The organism is Methanocalculus taiwanensis, assembly GCF_024372745.1.
Classification (GTDB): Archaea; Halobacteriota; Methanomicrobia; order Methanomicrobiales; family Methanocorpusculaceae; genus Methanocalculus; species Methanocalculus taiwanensis.
On the sequence record NZ_VOTZ01000019.1, the window covers coordinates 1 to 20405 of the forward strand.

Genomic DNA, 20405 nt, shown 5'->3' on the forward strand with positions numbered 1-20405 from the left:
CCACCATCAAATGATGTAATGACGCGTCCTGCACGGTCATCGGTCATATGTCCGGAATAGACAAGTGTATAGATCCTGGCCCATTCGATCGAGTCATATTCAGGAAGCTCAAATGTTACTGTTCTATTTGCTCCATCCGGTTTTGCACCATAGACATCCTGTGATTCAAAGAAGAAACCGCCTGTAATTGTGCCGGATTTTATTGTCTCCAGTGGCAGATCTTCTGGTGGCGGTGCCGGGGTTACCAGAGCCGCCAGTGTCCACTTATAGGACGAACCGATACGCTCCGCAGTCAGTGTGGTTGGTTCTTCATCAGATATATCAGTAATATACCAGGAGTTGGTCTTGGCTCCATAACTCTTTCCCCCTGTGCCCGCATCAGGGAGTACTGTCCCGTTATAGGTGTATGTTGCATCTGCATAGGTGGTATAAACAACTGTCAGCTCGGCATCATCTGGTTTATCAGAGAGTACACTGGTATCAAATAGTGTTTCCCTTGGCTCCGGATTATACCCTGAAGCTGTCACGGCATGACCTGCATTGAACCAGTATGTTGTCTCTTCCCCCTCATCATTTTTGTATGCGACAGCCAGTGCAATATACCGGATTCTGCCATCCCAGGTATCATCAACCTCCTGAGAGAGTACACGGGCAGTTATCTCTGTTCCGGTAATTTTATCGGTGACATCATACCAGATCTGGTAGTCGCTCGTCACCCGGTTCACATGATCGTCTACCCGGTATACCTGTCCGTTTCTTGGAGCCGGGATATTCAGGAGCTCATTCCCAAGCTCGGTTACTCCATCTCCACCATCAAATGATGTAATGACGCGTCCTGCACGGTCATCGGTCATATGTCCGGAATAGACAAGTGTATAGATCCTGGCCCATTCGATCGAGTCATATTCAGGAAGCTCAAATGTTACTGTTCTATCAGCTCCATCCGGCTTTGCACCATAGACATCCTGTGATTCAAAGAAGAAACCACCAGTAACTGTACCGGAGTGAATGGTTTCAAGGGGGAGATCCTCAGGTTGCTTATATTCAATTACCATAATCTGCTGGAGAGGCACCATAACTCCTTCTGTTGCCTGGATACCGGCGACATTGGTATTTGTCAGGAGATCGGTGACATTAAAGATCTCTGCTGAGGCAGTATTGGAAGTTCCATGCCAAGCATTTCTCTCAATGATCACATTGTTCCAGATCAGATTGCCCTCATTGGGCCCTGCACTTCCTGCAAAACTGTGGAGGGTGGCTTTTTTGATCGTATCTATCTCAATCTCTTTACCAGAGAAAGGTGCGTAGGTAGTTGCCTCCACCTGTGTTGTCTGGTAGGTTGCAGCGGTTGCAGAATACCCAATCAGATCACATTCCTCATTGATGAAAATCTGCTTTTTTGTCTCAGCATTATCAGTATATATGACAGCCAGCGTGCTTGGGTACAGGGCCTGTGAATTGCCATTATTGGCTGTCATGACAAGAATATTCTCATCTAAATCATTGAACTGCTCTGTTACATTAACAGAGAAAAGGCCGTATTTCATCTCTCCATAGTTACCCATGTTGCTCTGGTCAGTATATGGATCTGCAAGAGTGATCTGCTGGTTGTTGAATGATACCGAAATATTCGGAACACCGCCGGGTGTTGAGTCCCAGGTATATGATATGTAAAGCCTTGCTTCTTTTATCCCTGCACCGGCTGGGATTGGCAGATCTGTTGGACTCCAGATCTCTGTTCTCTCGGTCCAGCCAATGCCTTTATATGCACCCTCAGGCTGCGTATAATAGGTAATATTTCCGTACCCTTCAAATAACAATACTGTAGTACTATTATCCCCGCCATACATCCATTTGCCCATGTAGCCATTGTACTCATCTGCAGCAACTGGCGTAATAAAAAGGAACATAATAAGTAAAACGATAGATACCGATAGAGATTCCATCTTTTTTTTCATAATCATAGTCAATCACCTTAAATAAATCAACTAAAATATGCTGGAGAAAATCCAAATGCAATTCGGAAGCACAAGTACATTGCCAGCCTACGAGTGGTGACTATCACGTACTCCACTACTAATTTCCAGATTCTGATAAGCAAAAGGATACTCAATGCATGCCCCCCCGTCTCTAAGAAGCGATTGTAAGCAACATATTCGTCTCCATATTCAACATCCAAACACCATTCTGACGCTTCTGGCAACACGTACCTGAATTCCAAATCAAAGCCTGAAAAATCCTTCATCTGAGAGTATTCTCTCTCATATATGGTCATGGTTCGATTCCGGTTAGAATGATTATTACCTGGGGGGTTTAAATAGTGTGTCATACTTTTTTCATAATCAAACATACTTCCTGATATCTTGCATATAATGAATGCAGAATCAGTATACAAAGATGAATAAACATTGAGAACTTATAATACTTACGAAAAGAAATAAAGATTTTAGTAATAAACTACATTGCTATGATGGAAATCACGCATCCACATGCACATCTGTGACCTGGAACGGATGAACTGTTGTTTCGACAGTTTTTGACCAGCCTTTTCCTGTTAAACGCACATTATACCCTCCGATATTCATATAAGGAAATTCCTGGGGTGTCAGAAGCCCTGTATTCTGACCATAGAGGTAGATCCTGGCACCAGAGGGAGTGCTGTCTACCCGGAGTGTTCCAAAGACATAACGTTCAAGAGAGAAACGGAATTTCTCGGAATCTCCTCCATGAATTGATGGCGTCATCCAGAACTCACCTTCTTCAGGAAGATACCCTGGTTTTGAAATCGTAATATGATGGGGGCCGGATGATACATTATGAATTCTGGCCGGAGTATAGAGCCCGGTTGAGAAGCCGTCAAGTGTGATTGCGGCTCCTGAAGGGGTTGATTCAACAAATATCGTACCTGATTCTGTTCTATCCCAGTTGATGGATCCAGCTGTGAGACGATAGGAGAGGTACGATGAACCATCATGAACAGTGATATACGGATGCAGACCTCTGACAGTCACCTCAGATGGAATCGTTTCTTTGTGTAGAATACCATTTGATGAGAAAGGCAGTTCTCTATACTCCGGATCATCAATGTACATCGTCCGGGTATACACCTCATCATAGGTGAGAAACGAGACAGGAGTGATCTCGCCCGGATATACCCGGATATTCTTTTCTTCTACTGGAAACGATACGTCCTTCAGGCGAAGCCGGATGGTATGACTTCCGGGTGCCACCCCATAGAGCACCTGTGGTGTCGTCCGGCCGGTACGTCGTCCGTCAAGATATATTTCAGCGCCATCTGGCCGTGAATGAATATAGATGCCACCAAGCGTCGCGGTATATGTATCGGGTTCTTCAACTTTCAAAACCCTGCTATCCGCGTTTGATACAGAAAGATCGATATCAAGAATCGTATCCATTGTCAGATCAACAGTTGTATTCACCGATGAGAAACCATCAAGAGAGAGACCAATTACATAGAAACCTGACGGTAATGAAGGGAGCATATATGGTGTCACTTTACCCAGATACTTACCATCAAGGTGGATAAGGGCACCAGGAGGATTTGATCGGATCATAACTGAATAGCATGTATCGCTATGATCGATTTGAATCACTTCTGGTGAGAGAAGGCGTTTGGTTTTGATAGCCTCCGGATAATCAGAAAGAGTACCTTCTTCTTCTAAAGACGTCCTATCTCTCGCCATTCCATTCCGGGAGAAAACAGATAGGATATCCACACGCCCGAAAACAGGGGTGAAAGATGAAGTGCTCTCATTAATGACACTTTCCTCCGATTCTATCAGACCCTCGCCAATTCCAACTCCATAGAAACCAAGATTGGTTATACGTGTCGATACTGTGCATGAAACGCTATCATAGTGCGTGGGAAGTGCTACCCATTCCAGCAGATCCTGATCATACCTGAGGATAACAGAACTCTCATCTCCTGTAGCCATCAGGATGATAGGGATATCGGTCTCCCCATCTACTGGTTCGATCTGGCACGCCACTCCCGGAATGATTCTGCCACCATCAGGAATTTCGGTGAGTGGAAGAAGCAACAGGGATGATGCGAAACGACCCTCCTCGATGCCCACCCGACTTCCTTCACTGATGATAAGTGTGAACATATCACTTTCAAGACGGCTGCCCTGTATCCTGCCATCATCAGCAGCATATACTGCCTCAAAACCTGTAGGATGCACCTCTGGATTGATCAAAACTGAAGAATCATCCAGATCGTCATCAATAGATCTCTTCTGGATTACTAGAATGAGGTTCCTGTTCTCCATGTAATCACCGGTACCCCCATCATCCGCATAACTCTGGATAGTTGCAGTATTCTCTGCCTCGATCAGATGATCCCAGACTGGCAACTCCCTAAAGGAGATCTCTGAAGACCCGCCTGTGAGACGGTTAATCCACTCCATATCATTCATTGTAATCCGGTTTGGTTCATCCACAAGACCTGATGCCGCTGTTGATACTGCGATCAGTTTTGCCTGTGATAACTGCTCCACATCAACACTGCCATCTAAAAAAGCGGTAGTCCTTGCATCATCTGGTGTTGTTCCAAAGACAGGATCAGCAAGAATGGCATCACACCCTTCGGTAATCCAGTATTCAATTGCTGGCGAATCCGGAGATTCTGCAAGTATCAAAAGCGATGATCCATAGAGGGCAAATGTATCACCATCCCTGCCATTATTGGTAATGATGAAACTATAATTCCCAGACGATCTGATCCGCTCATCCAGATCAAATACAAAGGTATTCACAAGATAATCAAAAGTACCGTACCCTTTCCGATCCCCATATGTTGCTACCATTGGAAGACTGTATCCATCCATCATAACCCGTATCGTCGGCGTAATACCGACTCTGGTATTCAGATTATGGGCCCAGGTAGTGTATACATACAATCGGGCCTCTTGAACCGTTGCATTGTCTGGCAGATGAAACTGGTGGACATTCTCATCTCCCTTTCCGCTCTCAAGAAGACCTGTATAGGTGCCTGCTGTTGTTATACTAAGCGTCCCGTTGATCTCCCCTCTCTGGTACAGGGCAAGAATCCCGCCGTGATATCCGGTTCCTGGGGTGTTACCACCATCATCACCGGATGGTATAGGGATGGCACGCTCCAGTTCAAACAGGGCTTCAACAACATCATCTTCAACAACAGTCAGATCTTTTGATGTATCCCTGTATCCTTCAAGTTTTACTGCAATGTTATGCTCTCCTACATGTATATCAGATAGAATACTGGGCGTCTTCTTTGTTGTATTCACGCCATCAAGGATGATCCATGCACCTGAAGGTACGGATTCTACTGATATCTCACCGGTTTTTGGCTCTTCTTCCGGATAAGATACACTCAGCATAGCAAGCGGGATCTTATATGATGTCGCATCTGGTGCCTTCTGGTATTCAAGCGAGCATGAGAAAGCACTACTGACGATATCAAGGACATTCCACTGGTTCCATCCTGAGTAAGCTCCCTGAGGTTTCCTCCCTTCAAACTCTTCGCCATTGATCCAGTACTTTCCATCAACACTGGCAAGATGAATCACTGAGAGAGAAGCAGCTACTGGATCTTCATCAAATGAAGGAAGATCGAATTCGGTCTGGCCAACATACAGTTCATCATAATATGACGAAACATCATGACCCTGGTTCACCTGGTAATAGATCTGATCCATTGTCCCATCATCATAGGCTACAACGAGAGCGACCAGTTTTATCCTGCCATCAAAAGTGCCAGTATATCCGGCAGGGCGGCTTGTTTTTACCTCGGTATTCACCTTTGTTCCATGGATATCCCGGGTCACATCATACCAGTACAGGTAATCGCTTGTGACACGGTTCCCGTTTCCAAGTTCAACAGGACCGGATCCTCCATCCCCGGGCCAGCTATACTCTGAGTTCATATGCTCGTTCCAGGTGCGCTCATAACTGCTGTCGCCATCTCCGTCAAACCGGACATCCATCGCAACCTGGTAATTCTCCCTCATGTTACCGCAATAGACGACGACATAAAGCCGGGCCCATTGTATCTCTGTGTGATCCGGTATGGTGAAGCTCTTCTGAGCTGTCGTCCCCATCCCAAACCATCCATCATAATAGAGCCCCCCGGATACAACACCATCTGCGACCTTTCGGAGGGGGATTCCACCTACTTGATTGTCTGCTGTTGCTGCTGGTATCAGGAGAAGGGTAGCAATGATAAAAACGATCATCAATCTTGTGACTGTATGCATATGAAGACCCCCTACAACGATCGTATCGCATCAGCCGGATGGAGACGGGAGGCCTTCAATGCTGGATAAATGCCTGAAATGAGCGATAAAACGATGGCAATCGCCATCCCGGAGATGATAACTCCGGGTGTCACCAGGACAATATCCGCCCCTGCAAAACCGGAGAACCCTGCCCCAAGCTCGGCGATCACAACGTTCCTTCCAACCGAGTTGATCACCCCGGCAAAGACGATCCCAAGGAGGTTTCCAATGATACCTCCGGCAATACCGATAATGAAGCATTCGGATAGGATCAACCGGAGGATATCTCCTGATGAAGCCCCGATCGCCATTGAGATCCCGATCTCACGTGTCCGCTCAAAGACCGATATGATCATCGTATTCATAATCATCAGTGCCCCGATCACAAGGGAGATGCCGGTAAAACCGGAGAGGACAAGGACGATGATATCAAAGAGCTTGTTTACTGCACGTATCTGTTCAAAAGCCCCATGGGCAGAGAGTCCAAGCCCTTCCACCCGGTCGACAACCGGAAATACCACATCGGGGCTCACCACCCTGACAAAGACCGCATCAAAGGGTTCGTCTTTGTTCCCGGTATCGGTGATCATCAGCCGATCCAGTTCATCCCCCCGCTCCCTCAGGACACCGGTCAGGAGAAACTCATGCCTGATATCAGCTGGCCTTCCATCCTCATCATAATCACGGACGAGGAGCGTGAAACGGTCGCCGATACGTATACCTTCATATCTTCGGAGTGTTTCTGCAAGATCATACCCAAAGACGGCCTCTCCTGTACCCGTCTCCACACTCCTGCCATCAAGGTACGTGAGTGAGAATACCGATTGCATACCTGCTGAACCTGCATCAACAGCTGAGAGGAATGTCTGCCGCTCGGTCGCATATGTGATCCTCCGGGCAGGAACCGCTCCAACCACGCCGGGGTCACGCTGTATATCGGCTATCTTCTGACCGGTGATCGGTATCGTCACCCCATCCCGGATATCCGCATTCACTTCAAGGAGCGTCAGATCGGATTGATCCTTGATCATCTCAACAGAGAGAGAACGGACTCCCTCCCCAAGTGATACAACACCCACGACTGCGGCAACACCAATGGCAATTCCCAGGACTGTCAGGAAGAAACGGAGCCTTTTCCTTGTAACCTGGCGAAACGATATCGTCGCAACATCGGTCATTTTTACCATTACGGAACCACCTTCCCATCAGAGAGATGAATCGTCCGATCAGTACCAAACCAGATCGATGGTTCATGTGTAACAATCAGAAACGTCGTACCCATCTCTTCGTTGATCTGTTTTAACAATGTTATAATCTCATTACTCGTTGTTGAATCGAGATTTCCGGTCGGCTCATCAGCAAGCACCAGGTTGGGTCCTGCAACAAGGGCGCGGGATATTGCCACCCGCTGCTGCTGCCCGCCTGAGAGTTCTCCGGGGAGATGATCGGATCGATCAAGAATGCCAACCAGTTCCAGCATATCCATCGTCCGCCTCTTCCTCTCAGAACCGGGAACCCCCGAGAAGATCAGGGGATATTCGATATTCTCTGCCGCTGTCATTGAGGGTATCAGGCTGAACTGCTGAAAGATAAAACCGATTTTAGATCTCCTGAGGGAGACGAGCTGTTCAGGATCTGAATAGTCTACATTCTGGCCAGCTATCTCGACAGTGCCGCCTGTTGGCTGATCGAGGCATCCGATGATATTCATTAAGGTCGACTTCCCGCTCCCGCTCCTTCCGGTTACGGTCACATACTCTCCCTCTTCAACTATAATCGAGATGCCATCAAGGGCATGGACATGCCTGCCGAATACTTTCTGCAGGTTTTCTGTCCTGACGATGGCAGCCATCCTCAGGCACCCCCATACCGGATGTCGAGGATCGCATTTGTCAGGGTGAGATAATCTCCATTATCCTGCACTATGACGGTATTACCGGTTGATCGGAGGTATTGGCGTATATCACGGTTATCGATTCCAATCTGGTTGATCTCATCTGAAACAAATGCATCATGCCAGACCTTCCCATTATATCCCGGGAATAGTGAGGCGATTATCGATTCGATGAAGCCCGGCAGATCACTCCCTCTCTCCCTGTTGACGAAGATGGAATTCTTCTGTGGAATCTCTGTCCGGGTATAGCCACCTGATGGTGCAACCAGAAGCAGATCCGTAGATGTAACATCCCGTGTCCTGACATCGCCTTCAAATATGATAGCAGAGCTTGCCATTGCCGGGGTGATTCCATGGCTTGCATAGAGCATATCGCAGCCCTCCGAGATCCATAAAAGACCGGGAGGGTCTGACGGGGTGCTGTAGGCGACAAGGAGAGCGGCACCTGTCATCACAAAAGAACGGGTATCATCTGCGTTATTTGTGATCAGGAGAGAGATATCACCACTCCTCAGGAGAGTTTCAGGAGGGGCATAGGTATCCATTCCTGAGAAGAAGTCATTTGTAGCGACAAATCCCTTTGAATCAGTATACCTGTCAATGAGTGGGAGGGGTACTCCATCTGCTTCAACCTGGAGAAGAGGGTAGATCGCATCCTGGCCGATTTTGCTCCATGACCAGTAGAGATAGATCCGCTCATATAAGACTTCGGCATCCGGAGGAATCTCATAGGGGAGTGAAACCCTGTACTGATCCCCGGAATTCATCGCCCCCCCATAATGGCTGTTTCCGGTGGAGAATGATATGGCTGCCGGACGATCGGTATGAAATACTGTAGTGAGCGTTTTATCTCCTGCATAGCTTGCCGCTGCCGGAGAGATGAGCAGGATGATTAGCATGAATATGTATTTAGGGGAAGACATACGCTCTCTCCATCACATTATCGTCAATATTTCTCTCCTTAAGCATTCTCGGTTCATCGGCAACTACCTTCACCATATGCCTGCCTGGTGTCGTGTAGATCGGGATGATGATCTGCCTGCTGCTCTCTGCTGTAACCCCATCATTGATCCGCATTACCGCAGCCCGCTCACCATCAATATAGACGACAACCTCAAATGCCAATGCATCGCTCCCACCATTATTCCTGATTGTAACGGGGAGATCATAGGCAACATATCCCCCATCTGCCGAAGCTGCAGGTACCATCAGCCCAACAGAGGAGAGAATGATCATCCCTGTCAGAAGAGGTGCCATAATCTTCCCTGCATTCTGACGGGTAATCAGAAATGCCAGAAAAACACTGATAATGACAACGCATCCGTGAATTGGACTTTGCTCTGAACGAATGGGGGCATCATCTCCGGCTCGGCGCGGCTCAAGGATCATCACAGCCAGATCAGGAGGCGATCCGACGGTGATCTCACGGTTCGCTTCATTATTGCTCACATCCCTATCGCCTCCAGCTTCAACAGTTACAGAAAGGGTAATCCTTCCAGAGGCAGGCTTCCAGGGAACAGAGACGGAAGCGACTCCATCATGGGATAGTAATACCATCTCACGTCCAAACTCAATGCCATCTGACCTGAAGATCACCGTTGCCGGATCATCAGGAATCCCCCCATAATTCCTGATATCGGCTGTCACCGTCGCAGTCTCTCCTGCATATGCATTGGCGATCTCTATGCCGGCAACTGCCAGATCCGGAGCTATCGTTCCAGAACTCTTTTTAAGAGTCATAACGGCAAGCAATGGGTGCATATAATCCTCCCCCTCAACAAAGGATCCAGTTGTTTTGATCTCTCCGTCAAAATCGAGATCACGACCCCGCTCAAAGGTGATCTCATTTCTCTCCCTGACAAAAGCGGTCACATCGAACCGCTCAGCATCTATATAGCGGGATGGAATCCCCTCACCGCCGGTTGCTGAGAATGAGCGTTCATTTCCGATATCGCGGGAACCATCCGGGAGTTCAACACCGAGATCATAACCATTGATAAGAAGATAGTCGGGCTGGCCGGCATTTGTTGCGCTAAGTGTAATAAAGAGTTCGGCAGATTTCAACCCCTCGAGATCTGCCCCTTCAAATACTGTCGTCGATGAATCCTTCCGGGTGGGGTTTGTTCCGGCCCATCCCTCTCCATGGAGATTCTCGTTCCCTTCTGCGATCCAGTACTGTAACCTGCCGGAAGACGGATCTTCCACCCCGGCAACGACGATTACGCAATATACTCGTCCATCAAGCCGGTTCCCCGCTTCTCCACGGCTTGTGGTCACCGAAACAAGGTTCTGGCCTGAACGCATCAGATCAGTTGCATCATAGGCGATCCAATAGGATCCATGGCTTGCAACATAGACATCGCGGTTCCGGTCCCTATCCCCTTCAAGCTGGTATATCACCTTCTGGAGATTGTTCACGGTTATCTCGGCACGTCCGGTATACTTCTCGGTTCCACCCCACACACCGGCATAGATCCGTGAAAAGACCGGCTTTGAGGGGAGGGTGAAGCGGAGATCAACAGGTGGTGTATCCAGGCCATATGTCCCAAAATAGAGAATATCACCGTTCATCTCACCCTGGATCACCGGCTCGACCGGGATACCTTCCCATGCATAGATGGCTGATGCTGTCGGACAGAAGAGCAATGCTATGACGAGGATAAGGAGGGTCCATGAGTGAGTATTACGTATCATGAAATAATGTTACTCGTCAATACTAAATAATGATTCTTTCATAGGAAATAAACTCAATAAATACATAACAAATATCATATCACACAGATTCTATCGATGTTTCCATGGTAAAACTGATCATATAATTATCATCACTATCGTTTTATCTTCTCCCGAACCTCATCCAGACTCATCATATGGATACTTCCACCCTGCATCTGACCATTCTCCCCATCCATCTGATCCTCAAGCCACCCTTCTGTCTCAAGGTATGCCTCCCTGAGACCTGAAGAGAGCTCAGGATCGGGGGTCCAGAGACCTCTGGCCTCTGCTTCAAGCAGCCGCCTCCCAATCTCTTCAAGGGCAAATGGGTTATTATCCCGGAAGAATGCACGATTCTCTTCATCAAGAATAAAAGTCCGGGTGATATCATCAAAGATTCGATCATCAACCTCCCCGGTTGATGCCTCCCACCCATAGATAGTTCCAACTCTCTTTGCAATATCGCCGGCACCTTTGTACCCATGCCGTTTCATGCCTTCAATCCAGGCAGGGTTTAGGATCTTTGATCTGACAACCCTACGGATCTCTTCCGCGAGTGTCCGTACTTCAACCCGTGACGGGGTGCGGGTATCACCATAGTAAGATTCTATCCGCTTTCCTGACAGGTGCCGAGCCGCTGCCGTCATCCCTCCATGAGTGCCGAAATAACAGCAGCACCCGGTGAGATCGTACTCATCTGTTGCGGTCTTGTTGAAGGTTGCCTGGACTGTTGCCAGTAGGGCAGAGAAACCCAAAAGATCCTGGCTCCCGGAATCCCCGTTCCCATACGAGTATCCGTTCCACTCGATGAAGATCTGAGAGAGATCCTTCTCGTCTTTCCATGCAGATGCAAATACTGCAAGATTAATCCCATTGCCATAGGTTCCGGGACGGCTTGAATAGAGCCGGCGTGACGTCCCGCTCTCCAGCGTATGTGCACGAATCGGGTTCTCTTCATCTGACTCATCAAGTTCCGAGACAGCGGTGAATGCACGATCGAGCAGTTCAATTGCTGAGAAGAAACAGTCGCGGAGGATAGCGGATACACGGATCGTCACATCGACTCTGGGCCTTCCTAGTTGATGAACCGGAATAATCTCAAAAGAAACAACCTTTCCTGCCTTCCAGATCGGCCTGACCCCGATAAGATGCAGGATCTGGGCAAACTGTTCGCCATCAGCCCACATCAGATCCGTAGACTGCCAGTACATTGCAACCGAACGCGGATAGGCGCCATGCTCCTCTATAAATGTTGCCAGGAGGGCATCGGTCAGCCGCTGTCCGACCATCCATGCAGCCTTTGTTGGTACTGTTGCCGGATCGAGTGAGTAAAAGTTCCTCCCGGTCGGGAGGATATCTGGTCTCCCCCGTGTTATCAGACCTGAGGGGCCCGGGGCGATGAATCCTCCATCCAGGCCACTCAGGAGGGCTCCCATCTCATCTGAATCATCAATCCCTTCATTTAAGCTCCGGATAAGCTCGGCCATAAGGATGATCTGAACCCGTGTGCCGGGAAGAGGGTGTCGCCCGCACGCTGCCTGAACTGCATCGTCCTCGGTAGCACCTTCCAGAATGGCCTGTACAAAAACATATTCGCCCAACTCACGTTTCTCAGGGGACTCATTTTGGTAATCTGATCCGAAGAGGGCAGATGAGAGGGCATCATCAAACCGTGCAGCTGCATGAATGAAACGGGCACGATCCTCACCAGACGGGCGTTCCCCGAAGATATGCATGCCATCAGGGATACGCGTAGATGAGATTCTGCCAAGGATTTGGTGAACCCGCTCAATGAATGCATGGAACCCGAGGTGGCCAACCGGCATGTCAGTCTCTTCTGCAAGACCAGCGGCGGTGACCGCATCTTTGATGAGATGCTGAAGGTCATGTGCCCGTACAGGATCACTTGTTTTTGCACGGGTATACTCATCAAGGAGGGTTTCAAGTTCCTTCAGCTCACCATAGAGGCCGGATGCCTGCATCACCGTCTGCATATGGTCAATCAGAGTCGCAGCAGCCCGCCGTTTTGCGATTGTTCCCTCAGGAGGGTTATCGGCATTATAAATATACAGGTGTGGCACTGTGCCGATCATATTGTCCGGGAAACAGCTATCCGAGGGTGCTGCCGATTTTCCGGGGAGGAATTCCAGATTCCCGTGAGTCCCGACATGGATGATCATATCTGCCCCAAAAACCCGTTCAAGCCAGCGGTATGTGGCAAGGTACTGGTGAGTTGGTGGCACCTCCGGATCATGGAGGAGTTTACATACAGATCCGTCGCACCGTGATCCTGCACACCCTCGTTTTGGCTGAACACAGACGATGGCATTTCCATAGGATACACCCGTAACGATGATCTGGTTGTTATACACCATCGCCGGAGGAATCCCATCGATCTCCTCTCCAGGCGGCGAACCCCATGCCTCTGTCATTCTGGTTCTGACAGAGCTATCCAGTTCGTCGAACCACCCGAGATATTCATCCAGATCAATGAGAGCAAGGGCACCACCTGAGCGGACGATTGAAGCAGCCGTCGTCCATCTGAATTCACTGATCGCCCGACGTTCCAGTATTGTATCGATTAATTTCTTTCCATCTGACGGAGGATCAACAGCGTAGCCTTCCTTCTCCATCCGTTTGAGTATCCGGGCGGTGCTCTCCAGTGTATCGAGATGAGCACCTGCCCCGACTGTTGCCTCAACCGAGGAGCAGGGCTTGTTATGAAGGATGATAGCAACTCTCCGTTCTGAGGGGGCTTTTGTCTGGAGTGTTAACCATGAATGTGCCCGGGCAGCGATCCGGTTTATACGCTCATCAATTGGATCATGGGTGCCGAATGCTACATTCACTTCTTCGGATCCGAATGGAAGCATCTCGATCATGCCCTGCATCTCAGGGAGGGCGACACTCCATGCGAGCTCCATCGATGGCAGGCCGAGTGATGAATCAAGCCACTCCTGCTGAGTCTGATGGTAGAGGAGGAGCGGATGGATGACCGGAACATTCAGATCTTTGAAGCAACCTTCGGCAGCGCCCTGAATCCCGGATCGGAAGACCGGCTGGAGATTGATAATAACGCCCACATCAGATCCAAACCAATCCGCTGCCACCTCTGGCCCGGGACGTGCACCCAGTTCAGTATCCCCGCCTGAGAGGCAGAAGATTGCGATAACATCAGCATATGCCTCGATTTTTCGTATGAGGGCATCCACCGCCATTGTATCGCCATTTGCCCAGTAGGTTCGGGAGAAGACGATTCCGATTGTTCCCGTATGTCTTTTTGGTTTCAATCGCCAGTAATGATTTGGATCTGCTGATGCTTCGGCAAGATCGGGGTGATAGATCCCTTCCCAAGGCAGAATCTCAGGGGGTTCGGGGATAGATGCATCCCCTGAGACAACTTTTCGGAGTAGTCGGATCATCCGCCGGTAATTCTCCTCCCCGCCATGGGTTGCGTATGCTGATACGGCAGAGACGACAGGATAGGGAACCGTTGATAAGGTCCAGAATGCCTGATCATAGCCGAAGGAGATGATAGGGAGATCATTTCTGATATGGGGAATGAGATCATCCCAAATGGCATGCTGGGACGGGTGGAGAAGGATGATATCAGCATCCTGCTGGTACTGAAGAAATGCATTTCTGGCGTGTGATTCGGTGATCTCATGAGTTCCCATGACAGATAGTTCGACAGATTCAGCCCTTGCCGCCTGAGTTAGAAGGACTGCATCTGACCCCCAGACGATCGCGGCTATCTTCATGGGATCACGTCAGCTATCGGGTGTAGCGGGGTCACGATCAAGCCCGCCTCGGGATCACGAAATATCTTTGCATCCACGCGATAGACCTCGCGGATCCGCTCCTGTGTGATGAGTTCTTCAGGGCTTCCATATCCGACAATCAATCCATTATGAAGCATCATCAGCTGATCGGCATAGCGTGCAGCAATCGTCAGATCATGCACCGCCATTATTACGGTTATCCCGGTTTTTCTTGAGAGACGATGGATCATTGCAAGCGCTTCTAACTGATGATGGATATCCAGGCTGTTGGTGGGTTCATCCAGAAGCAGAATCCTCGGATCCTGTGCAACTGCACGTGCAATCAATACCTTCTGCTGCTGGCCGCCTGAGAGCTCGTTGAACTCCCGATCTGCGAGATGATCGACTTTGAGTAGCTGGATTGCCTCTTCGACCAGGGAGAGATCCTCTTTCCGTGATTGCCATCCCATATGAGGTGTCCTCCCCATCATAACGACATCAAATACTGTAGCAGCAGCGATTTTTGCCCCAATCTGGGGCACATATCCGATAATTTCTGCAAGCTCCCTCCTTCCCAGATCACGGATATGCTTCCCATTGATCAGGATCGCACCACTTGGATGGAGGATACGATCCAGGCACCTGATGAGGGTGGTCTTACCTGAGCCATTTGGCCCGACGATACAGAGTACAGTCCCTTCTCCAACAGTGAAGTTCAGGCCATGCAGTATCCGGGTGCTCTGATATGAAAAATCCAGAGAATCAACAGTGATTGTTACCAATAGTCTCGCCTCCTGCGTAGGAAAAGATAGAGGAAGAATGGAACGCCAAGGAATGCCGTCATAATCCCAACCGGGAGGATCATTGGGGCCATAATGGTCCTGCCGATGCTGTCGGCACCAAGCAGAATAACTGCACCCATGAGTGCAGTTCCGGGAATGAGGAAACGGTTATCGCCCCCGATCATCATCCGGGTAATGTGCGGTGCAACCAGGCCGATGAACCCTATGGTGCCTGTGAAGCAGATCACGCCAGCTGTCAGGAGTGATGCACCACCCATTCCGATTAACCTGACATGTTCAACAGCCACACCGAGGCTTGTTGCAGTTTCATCACCTGCTGCCAGGGCATTGATGCTCCGTGCAAAGAAGATTATGAGCGGGAAGGTGAAGAGGAAAATTACTGCTGCAATCGTCACTGTCTCCCAGGTGGAACGTCCCAGGCTTCCGAACATCCAGAAGACGACTGCATGCACATCTTCAGAGGTGCCGATATACTGGAGAAAACTCGTAAGAGAGGAGAAGAGATACATGATCGCAATCCCGGCCATGATCATCGTTTCCGGAGTGATCCCCCGAACCTGCGCAAGACCATAGACGAGGGCAGCGGCAATGAGGGTGAAGAGGAAGGCATTTGCTGCAATGAGATAGCCTCCGGCGACAACGCCTGCACCGAGTATGATAGCAAGGGATGCCCCGAAACTTGCGGCTGAGGCAATACCCAGGGTAAAGGGGCTTGCAAGTGGGTTCCTTAGAATTCCCTGCATCACAGCACCGGCAACCCCAAGTGCAGCTCCTGTCAGAATTCCCATCAGGATTCGGGGAAGGCGGTAATCCCAGACGATTGTGGCCGCCTCAGTTCCGGTTCCAGGCCCTGCAAAGATCGTGGCATAGACCTCTATGACACTGATCGGATAGGATCCAAGTGTCGCAGCAACACCGATGAGGGTGAGAAGAACTGCAGTGAGGAGGATGAGGGTGATGATTCTTCCATGTATCCTCTTAATATAACCTTCCAGAATCCTGCTTTGTTCCATATGATTCACCGTTTTGGATAATAGAAGGTACCCTCTTCTTTGATCTCTTTGCCAGTGTGGGTGAATCGATCCAGATATTCAGAATGAATGGCATCAGGGTCGATATCTGCAAAGAGATCCGGATAAAGCCATGAGGCAACCTTCACAAGAGAGGCGGGGGATGATGTTCCGAATCCATATGCTGATGAGATGACATAGATCCGTTCATCTCTGATCGCAGGTATGCGATTAAAACCCGGCATCTTTATCACATCATCCCATGCTTCATGGAAGTATTCCTCCTCACCGAGGACATAGCCTCCTTTTGGTGACCAGATCAGGATCACGTCAGGCTTCTGGGCAATTACCCATTCATTCTCAACATCTGCATATCCTGTTACCCGATCCCCTGCAATATTGATGCCACCCGCAGTAACGATGATATCATGTAACCCTGTCCCTTCAGACATGGTTCTCCGTCCTGTGCTCTTACCTGCTCCATAATCCACAAATACCCGGGTTCTTTCTTCCTCCGGGATGGTCATGACCCGCTCCTGTACAAGAGTATGTATCTTATCGTACCATTCAAGATATGCCGCCGCTTTTTCTGAATCGCCTGTTATATAGGATAGCCGGCTGAATTCATCCCTGAATGTTTCTGCCTTATAGAGATCCATCCTTATGACCGTAATCCGTTTCGGGAGATGGCGATCGAGCTTCTCAGCATCTGGCCAGAGTACATATGAGATGAGCAGATCCGGCCTGAGTGCAAGAATGGTTTCGATATCAGGTTCATTATACTTCCCTATATTCGTCCGAAGGGCAAGATCAGGGAACTGAAGCGGTGTCTTCACAACCGTATCTCCAACCCCGATAACCTGAGTGCCAAGGCCGATTACTGAGAGAACATCAGCGGCATTTGAATTCATTGCGATTATCCGATCCGGTGGTCGGTATAGAACAATCTCCACACCTGCTGAGTCTGTAATGCTCCGTGGATAGGAAGGATAGAGTGCTGCTGCATCACGGAGGAGATCAATACCCGGACCATCCCCCTTCAGTGTTGCCAGTATCCCCTCTGCAAGGAGTTGATGTGAGTCGTCGCTCGCGGCTCCAAGAGATGAAACTGGTGCAATCAGAAGAAGGATGAGTGTGAGAGCGCCGAATCCTTTCATGCCTTGCGCCTCCGGACTATAAGCGCAGCTCCTGCTAACGCGGCGATGATGATGAGAAGCGGAACTGGAGATTGCTCTTTTGTAGGGCTGTTCTCATCAGAGAATATCAGGGTACTGCCTTGTATCTCTGGCTTGCCTGGGCCGCGCAGCGTATAGGTCACCATCTCATCTCCGATGACGGCAAAGAGAAGGCGTTTGTCTTCAATAATAGTTTGTTCAGGCGGGTGGCTGGTGTCAACGAACGTAAAGCCGGGCGGGATCTCTTCGGTGATCCCCATGATGATACCCTCAGCCAGTTCAATCCGTACAGTCACTGTACCATCCCCATTCTCCGTAATGGAACGCTCAATTCCGGCGGATGCGATTCCTAAGCAGAGGAGGATCATAAGAATCGTGAGAATGAGGCGCCGCGATAGAGTCATATAGAGTGGTTGGCGGGAAAATATTAAAAATGTGCTATTTTGTACAATATTGTTCGATGAGCCAATGTATTTTAATATTAAATGATACGTAACATTGAATGAAGAAAAGTAATGATGACTGATTTGTATTCTTACGGCTACTGTTTCAACTTAGTCCGGATGCCGATCTCTCTCTGTACTGTACGTTCATTGGAAAAAGAGTCAAAACAAATTATTAGTCTTATGATACGTTCTATAGCGTATTATTATAATTGATATTACGAAAGATGCAATATGGTATGAAGCATAATTTTTTTGTGCATAAATGGTATTAACTAATAAGATAATAGTAAAATGATGAGATCCGTGCCTCACCATAGAACCCTGCCCTTCACTGCAATCATCGGTCAAAAGGAGATGATGCGTGCTCTCCTCCTCAATGCGATCAATCCGGGCATAGGAGGAGTATTAATTCGTGGGGAGAAGGGAACTGCCAAATCCACTGCTGTTCGGGCTCTTGCTGGTTTGCTTCCGGAGATAAAGGTGGTATCAGGATGCCCATTCTCCTGCGATCCTGAGGAGGATATATGCCACCACTACACCAATGAAGAGCCAGTTGCCATCACCCGTAAAGTCAGAATAGTGACTCTCCCTCTTGGCGCCACAGAAGATCGCGTTATTGGTACACTTGATCTGAAACGAGCCATAAAAGAGGGAATTGCTGCGCTTGATCCAGGTATTCTGGCAGCAGTTCACAGGGGAATACTCTACATCGACGAGGTGAATCTTCTTGATGATCATATCATTGATATCCTCCTTGATGCTGCAGCAATGGGCGTAAATACCATTGAGCGGGAGGGAGTATCGGTCTCTCATCATTCCCGGTTTATTCTCGTTGGAACGATGAACCCGGAGGAGGGCGAACTTCGACCCCAGCTGCTTGATCGTTTTGGCCTGATGGTCAATGTGACCGGGATCACTGATTCTGATGAACGTGTTGCTGTCATCTCCGCAGTAGAAGCATGGGATCGTGATCCCGGGAAATTAACAGAAGAGCATGTTGTAAGAACAGAAGAACTCAAATCTGCAATCATCAGGGCTCAAGAGATCCTGCCTTCCGTGAAAGTGCCAGATTCATTGATACGCCAGGTGGTTAACGCCTGCTTATCTCTTGGTATCTCGACACACCGTGCTGATATAACCGTAATCAGGACTGCAAAAACGATTGCGGCATTTGATGGGAGGGTGGAGGTTACTGCTCAGGATATAAAGGGGGCTATGTCGCTTGCCCTCCCTCACCGGATGAGGAAGAGGCCGTTTGAGGAGCCGGAGCTTAAACCCGAATCTCTTGATGAGATGATCTCCGATCCTCCGGATGATGAAGAGGGGAAAGAGAAATCTGAGGTGGATCAACCCTCTGGAGATGGAACCTCATCCCCCGGGAGCGAAAACACACAACAGCATCCGATCGGATCAGGTCTCCATACCGCCCCGATCTGGAAGGATCAGATGCCACAACGGGATCTAAGAAAAAAAGCACGGGGGCATATGATTGACACATTGACCGACGATCTCAGGGGAAGAAGAACTACCATCTATCAAACCCCACGATGGGAGAAACTGGTAATTGATGCAACGATACGTGCTGCAGCACCGTGGCAATTTCACCGTGAGAAGAATGGAAATGCAATCGTGATTAATGATGGGGATCTCAGGCGGGCACGTCGGAAGGGTAAAGCAGAGATCGCCTGTGTATTTGTTGTTGATGCAAGCGGTTCAATGGGGGCTGAGAATCGGATGCAGAGTGCTAAAGGGGCCATACTCTCCCTCCTGAAGGATTCATATATACATCGTGACCGGGTCGGACTCGTAGCTTTCCGGGGGAGTACTGCCGATATTGTACTCCCTCTTTCAAGAAGTCCGGAACTTGCACTCCAACGCTTGCGGGAGATCCCGACAGGTGGACGAACGCCTCTTGGGGCCGGACTTATGAAGGGGATGGAGGTACTGAACCGTGAAAAGAGGAAGAAAAAGGATATAATCCCGATGATGATGCTGATCTCGGATGGCCGGGCTAATGTTGGATCCGGATCAATCAGAGAGGAGCTTCGGATGGTATCTGGTTATATTGCATCGTCAGGGATCCGTACAGTCGTTCTTGATACTGAGTCTGTTGAGAACGGGAGAATCCTATCTCTGGGATACTGCAGGGAGATTGCAGATGCCAGCCAGGGCGCTTATTATTCTATTGCTGATCTCACTCCCGATGCTATTCTCTCAATAGCGCAGAGAGAACAATATAGCTTCTATGGAGGCTGATTTCTCCATTTAGTGTAGAAGGTGGTTTCTTCTGATAGTGTCCTAACATTGTATGTGCCCATGAATT

General features: G+C 49.0%; 12 protein-coding genes. 1 reads left to right on the forward strand and 11 read right to left on the reverse strand.

The window, feature by feature from the left end; translation table 11 throughout:
- From FTO68_RS08815 to FTO68_RS08865, 11 genes are all read right to left on the reverse strand, one after another.
- The coding region (locus tag FTO68_RS08815; protein WP_255333029.1) for a DUF3344 domain-containing protein at positions 1 to 1910 on the reverse strand (1910 nt) is incomplete at its 3' end.
- Positions 1911 to 2477: 567 nt separating this feature from the next.
- Positions 2478 to 6257 carry a DUF3344 domain-containing protein gene (locus FTO68_RS08820; protein ID WP_255333030.1) on the reverse strand — a complete coding sequence of 1260 codons (3780 nt, stop codon included), beginning with the start codon at positions 6255 to 6257 and terminating at the stop codon, positions 2478 to 2480.
- Positions 6258 to 6268: 11 nt separating this feature from the next.
- The gene (locus FTO68_RS08825) at positions 6269 to 7465 is read right to left on the reverse strand and encodes an ABC transporter permease (RefSeq protein WP_255333031.1); all 1197 of its coding nucleotides are present in this window, start codon (positions 7463 to 7465) and stop codon (positions 6269 to 6271) included.
- Positions 7465 to 8130 (reverse strand): ABC transporter ATP-binding protein, encoded by a 666-nt coding sequence (locus tag FTO68_RS08830; RefSeq protein ID WP_255333032.1) that lies wholly within the window; start codon positions 8128 to 8130, stop codon positions 7465 to 7467. The genes FTO68_RS08825 and FTO68_RS08830 overlap by 1 nt, the downstream gene beginning before the upstream one ends.
- 2 nt (positions 8131 to 8132) lie before the next feature.
- The gene (locus tag FTO68_RS08835; RefSeq protein WP_255333033.1) at positions 8133 to 9095 is read right to left on the reverse strand and encodes a DUF3344 domain-containing protein; all 963 of its coding nucleotides are present in this window, start codon (positions 9093 to 9095) and stop codon (positions 8133 to 8135) included.
- Positions 9082 to 10866, reverse strand: coding sequence for a DUF3344 domain-containing protein (locus FTO68_RS08840; protein ID WP_255333034.1), 1785 nt, complete (start codon positions 10864 to 10866; stop codon positions 9082 to 9084). The genes FTO68_RS08835 and FTO68_RS08840 overlap by 14 nt, the downstream gene beginning before the upstream one ends.
- A 134-nt stretch (positions 10867 to 11000) precedes the next feature.
- The gene (locus FTO68_RS08845; RefSeq protein ID WP_255333035.1) at positions 11001 to 14648 is read right to left on the reverse strand and encodes a cobaltochelatase subunit CobN; all 3648 of its coding nucleotides are present in this window, start codon (positions 14646 to 14648) and stop codon (positions 11001 to 11003) included.
- Positions 14645 to 15430: an ABC transporter ATP-binding protein gene (locus FTO68_RS08850; RefSeq protein WP_255333036.1), complete on the reverse strand. Its 786-nt coding sequence runs from the start codon at positions 15428 to 15430 to the stop codon at positions 14645 to 14647. Before FTO68_RS08850 ends, FTO68_RS08845 begins: the two co-directional genes overlap by 4 nt.
- Complete coding sequence (locus FTO68_RS08855) at positions 15424 to 16464, reverse strand: FecCD family ABC transporter permease (protein ID WP_255333037.1); 1041 nt, start codon at positions 16462 to 16464, stop codon at positions 15424 to 15426. Before FTO68_RS08855 ends, FTO68_RS08850 begins: the two co-directional genes overlap by 7 nt.
- A 5-nt stretch (positions 16465 to 16469) precedes the next feature.
- Entirely contained in the window at positions 16470 to 17618 is a 1149-nt protein-coding gene (locus FTO68_RS08860) for an ABC transporter substrate-binding protein (protein ID WP_255333038.1), read from the reverse strand.
- Positions 17615 to 18040, reverse strand: coding sequence for a hypothetical protein (locus FTO68_RS08865; protein ID WP_255333039.1), 426 nt, complete (start codon positions 18038 to 18040; stop codon positions 17615 to 17617). Before FTO68_RS08865 ends, FTO68_RS08860 begins: the two co-directional genes overlap by 4 nt.
- Before the next feature lie 333 nt (positions 18041 to 18373).
- On the opposite strand from FTO68_RS08865, the gene FTO68_RS08870 reads away from it, so the two are divergent.
- Entirely contained in the window at positions 18374 to 20338 is a 1965-nt protein-coding gene (locus FTO68_RS08870; RefSeq protein ID WP_255333040.1) for a magnesium chelatase subunit D family protein, read from the forward strand.
- Positions 20339 to 20405: the final 67 nt, after the last annotated feature.

Excerpts from the sequence above, each read along its gene's own strand:
- FTO68_RS08860 (WP_255333038.1), bottom strand. The coding sequence starts at position 17,618 with ATGAAAGGATTCGGCGCTCTCACACTCATCCTTCTTCTGATTGCACCA.
- FTO68_RS08820 (WP_255333030.1), bottom strand. The coding sequence starts at position 6,257 with ATGCATACAGTCACAAGATTGATGATCGTTTTTATCATTGCTACCCTT.
- FTO68_RS08825 (WP_255333031.1), bottom strand. The coding sequence starts at position 7,465 with ATGGTAAAAATGACCGATGTTGCGACGATATCGTTTCGCCAGGTTACA.
- FTO68_RS08855 (WP_255333037.1), bottom strand. The coding sequence starts at position 16,464 with ATGGAACAAAGCAGGATTCTGGAAGGTTATATTAAGAGGATACATGGA.
- FTO68_RS08840 (WP_255333034.1), bottom strand. The coding sequence starts at position 10,866 with ATGATACGTAATACTCACTCATGGACCCTCCTTATCCTCGTCATAGCA.
- FTO68_RS08830 (WP_255333032.1), bottom strand. The coding sequence starts at position 8,130 with ATGGCTGCCATCGTCAGGACAGAAAACCTGCAGAAAGTATTCGGCAGG.
- FTO68_RS08870 (WP_255333040.1), top strand. The coding sequence starts at position 18,374 with ATGATGAGATCCGTGCCTCACCATAGAACCCTGCCCTTCACTGCAATC.
- FTO68_RS08835 (WP_255333033.1), bottom strand. The coding sequence starts at position 9,095 with ATGTCTTCCCCTAAATACATATTCATGCTAATCATCCTGCTCATCTCT.
- FTO68_RS08865 (WP_255333039.1), bottom strand. The coding sequence starts at position 18,040 with ATGACTCTATCGCGGCGCCTCATTCTCACGATTCTTATGATCCTCCTC.
- FTO68_RS08845 (WP_255333035.1), bottom strand. The coding sequence starts at position 14,648 with ATGAAGATAGCCGCGATCGTCTGGGGGTCAGATGCAGTCCTTCTAACT.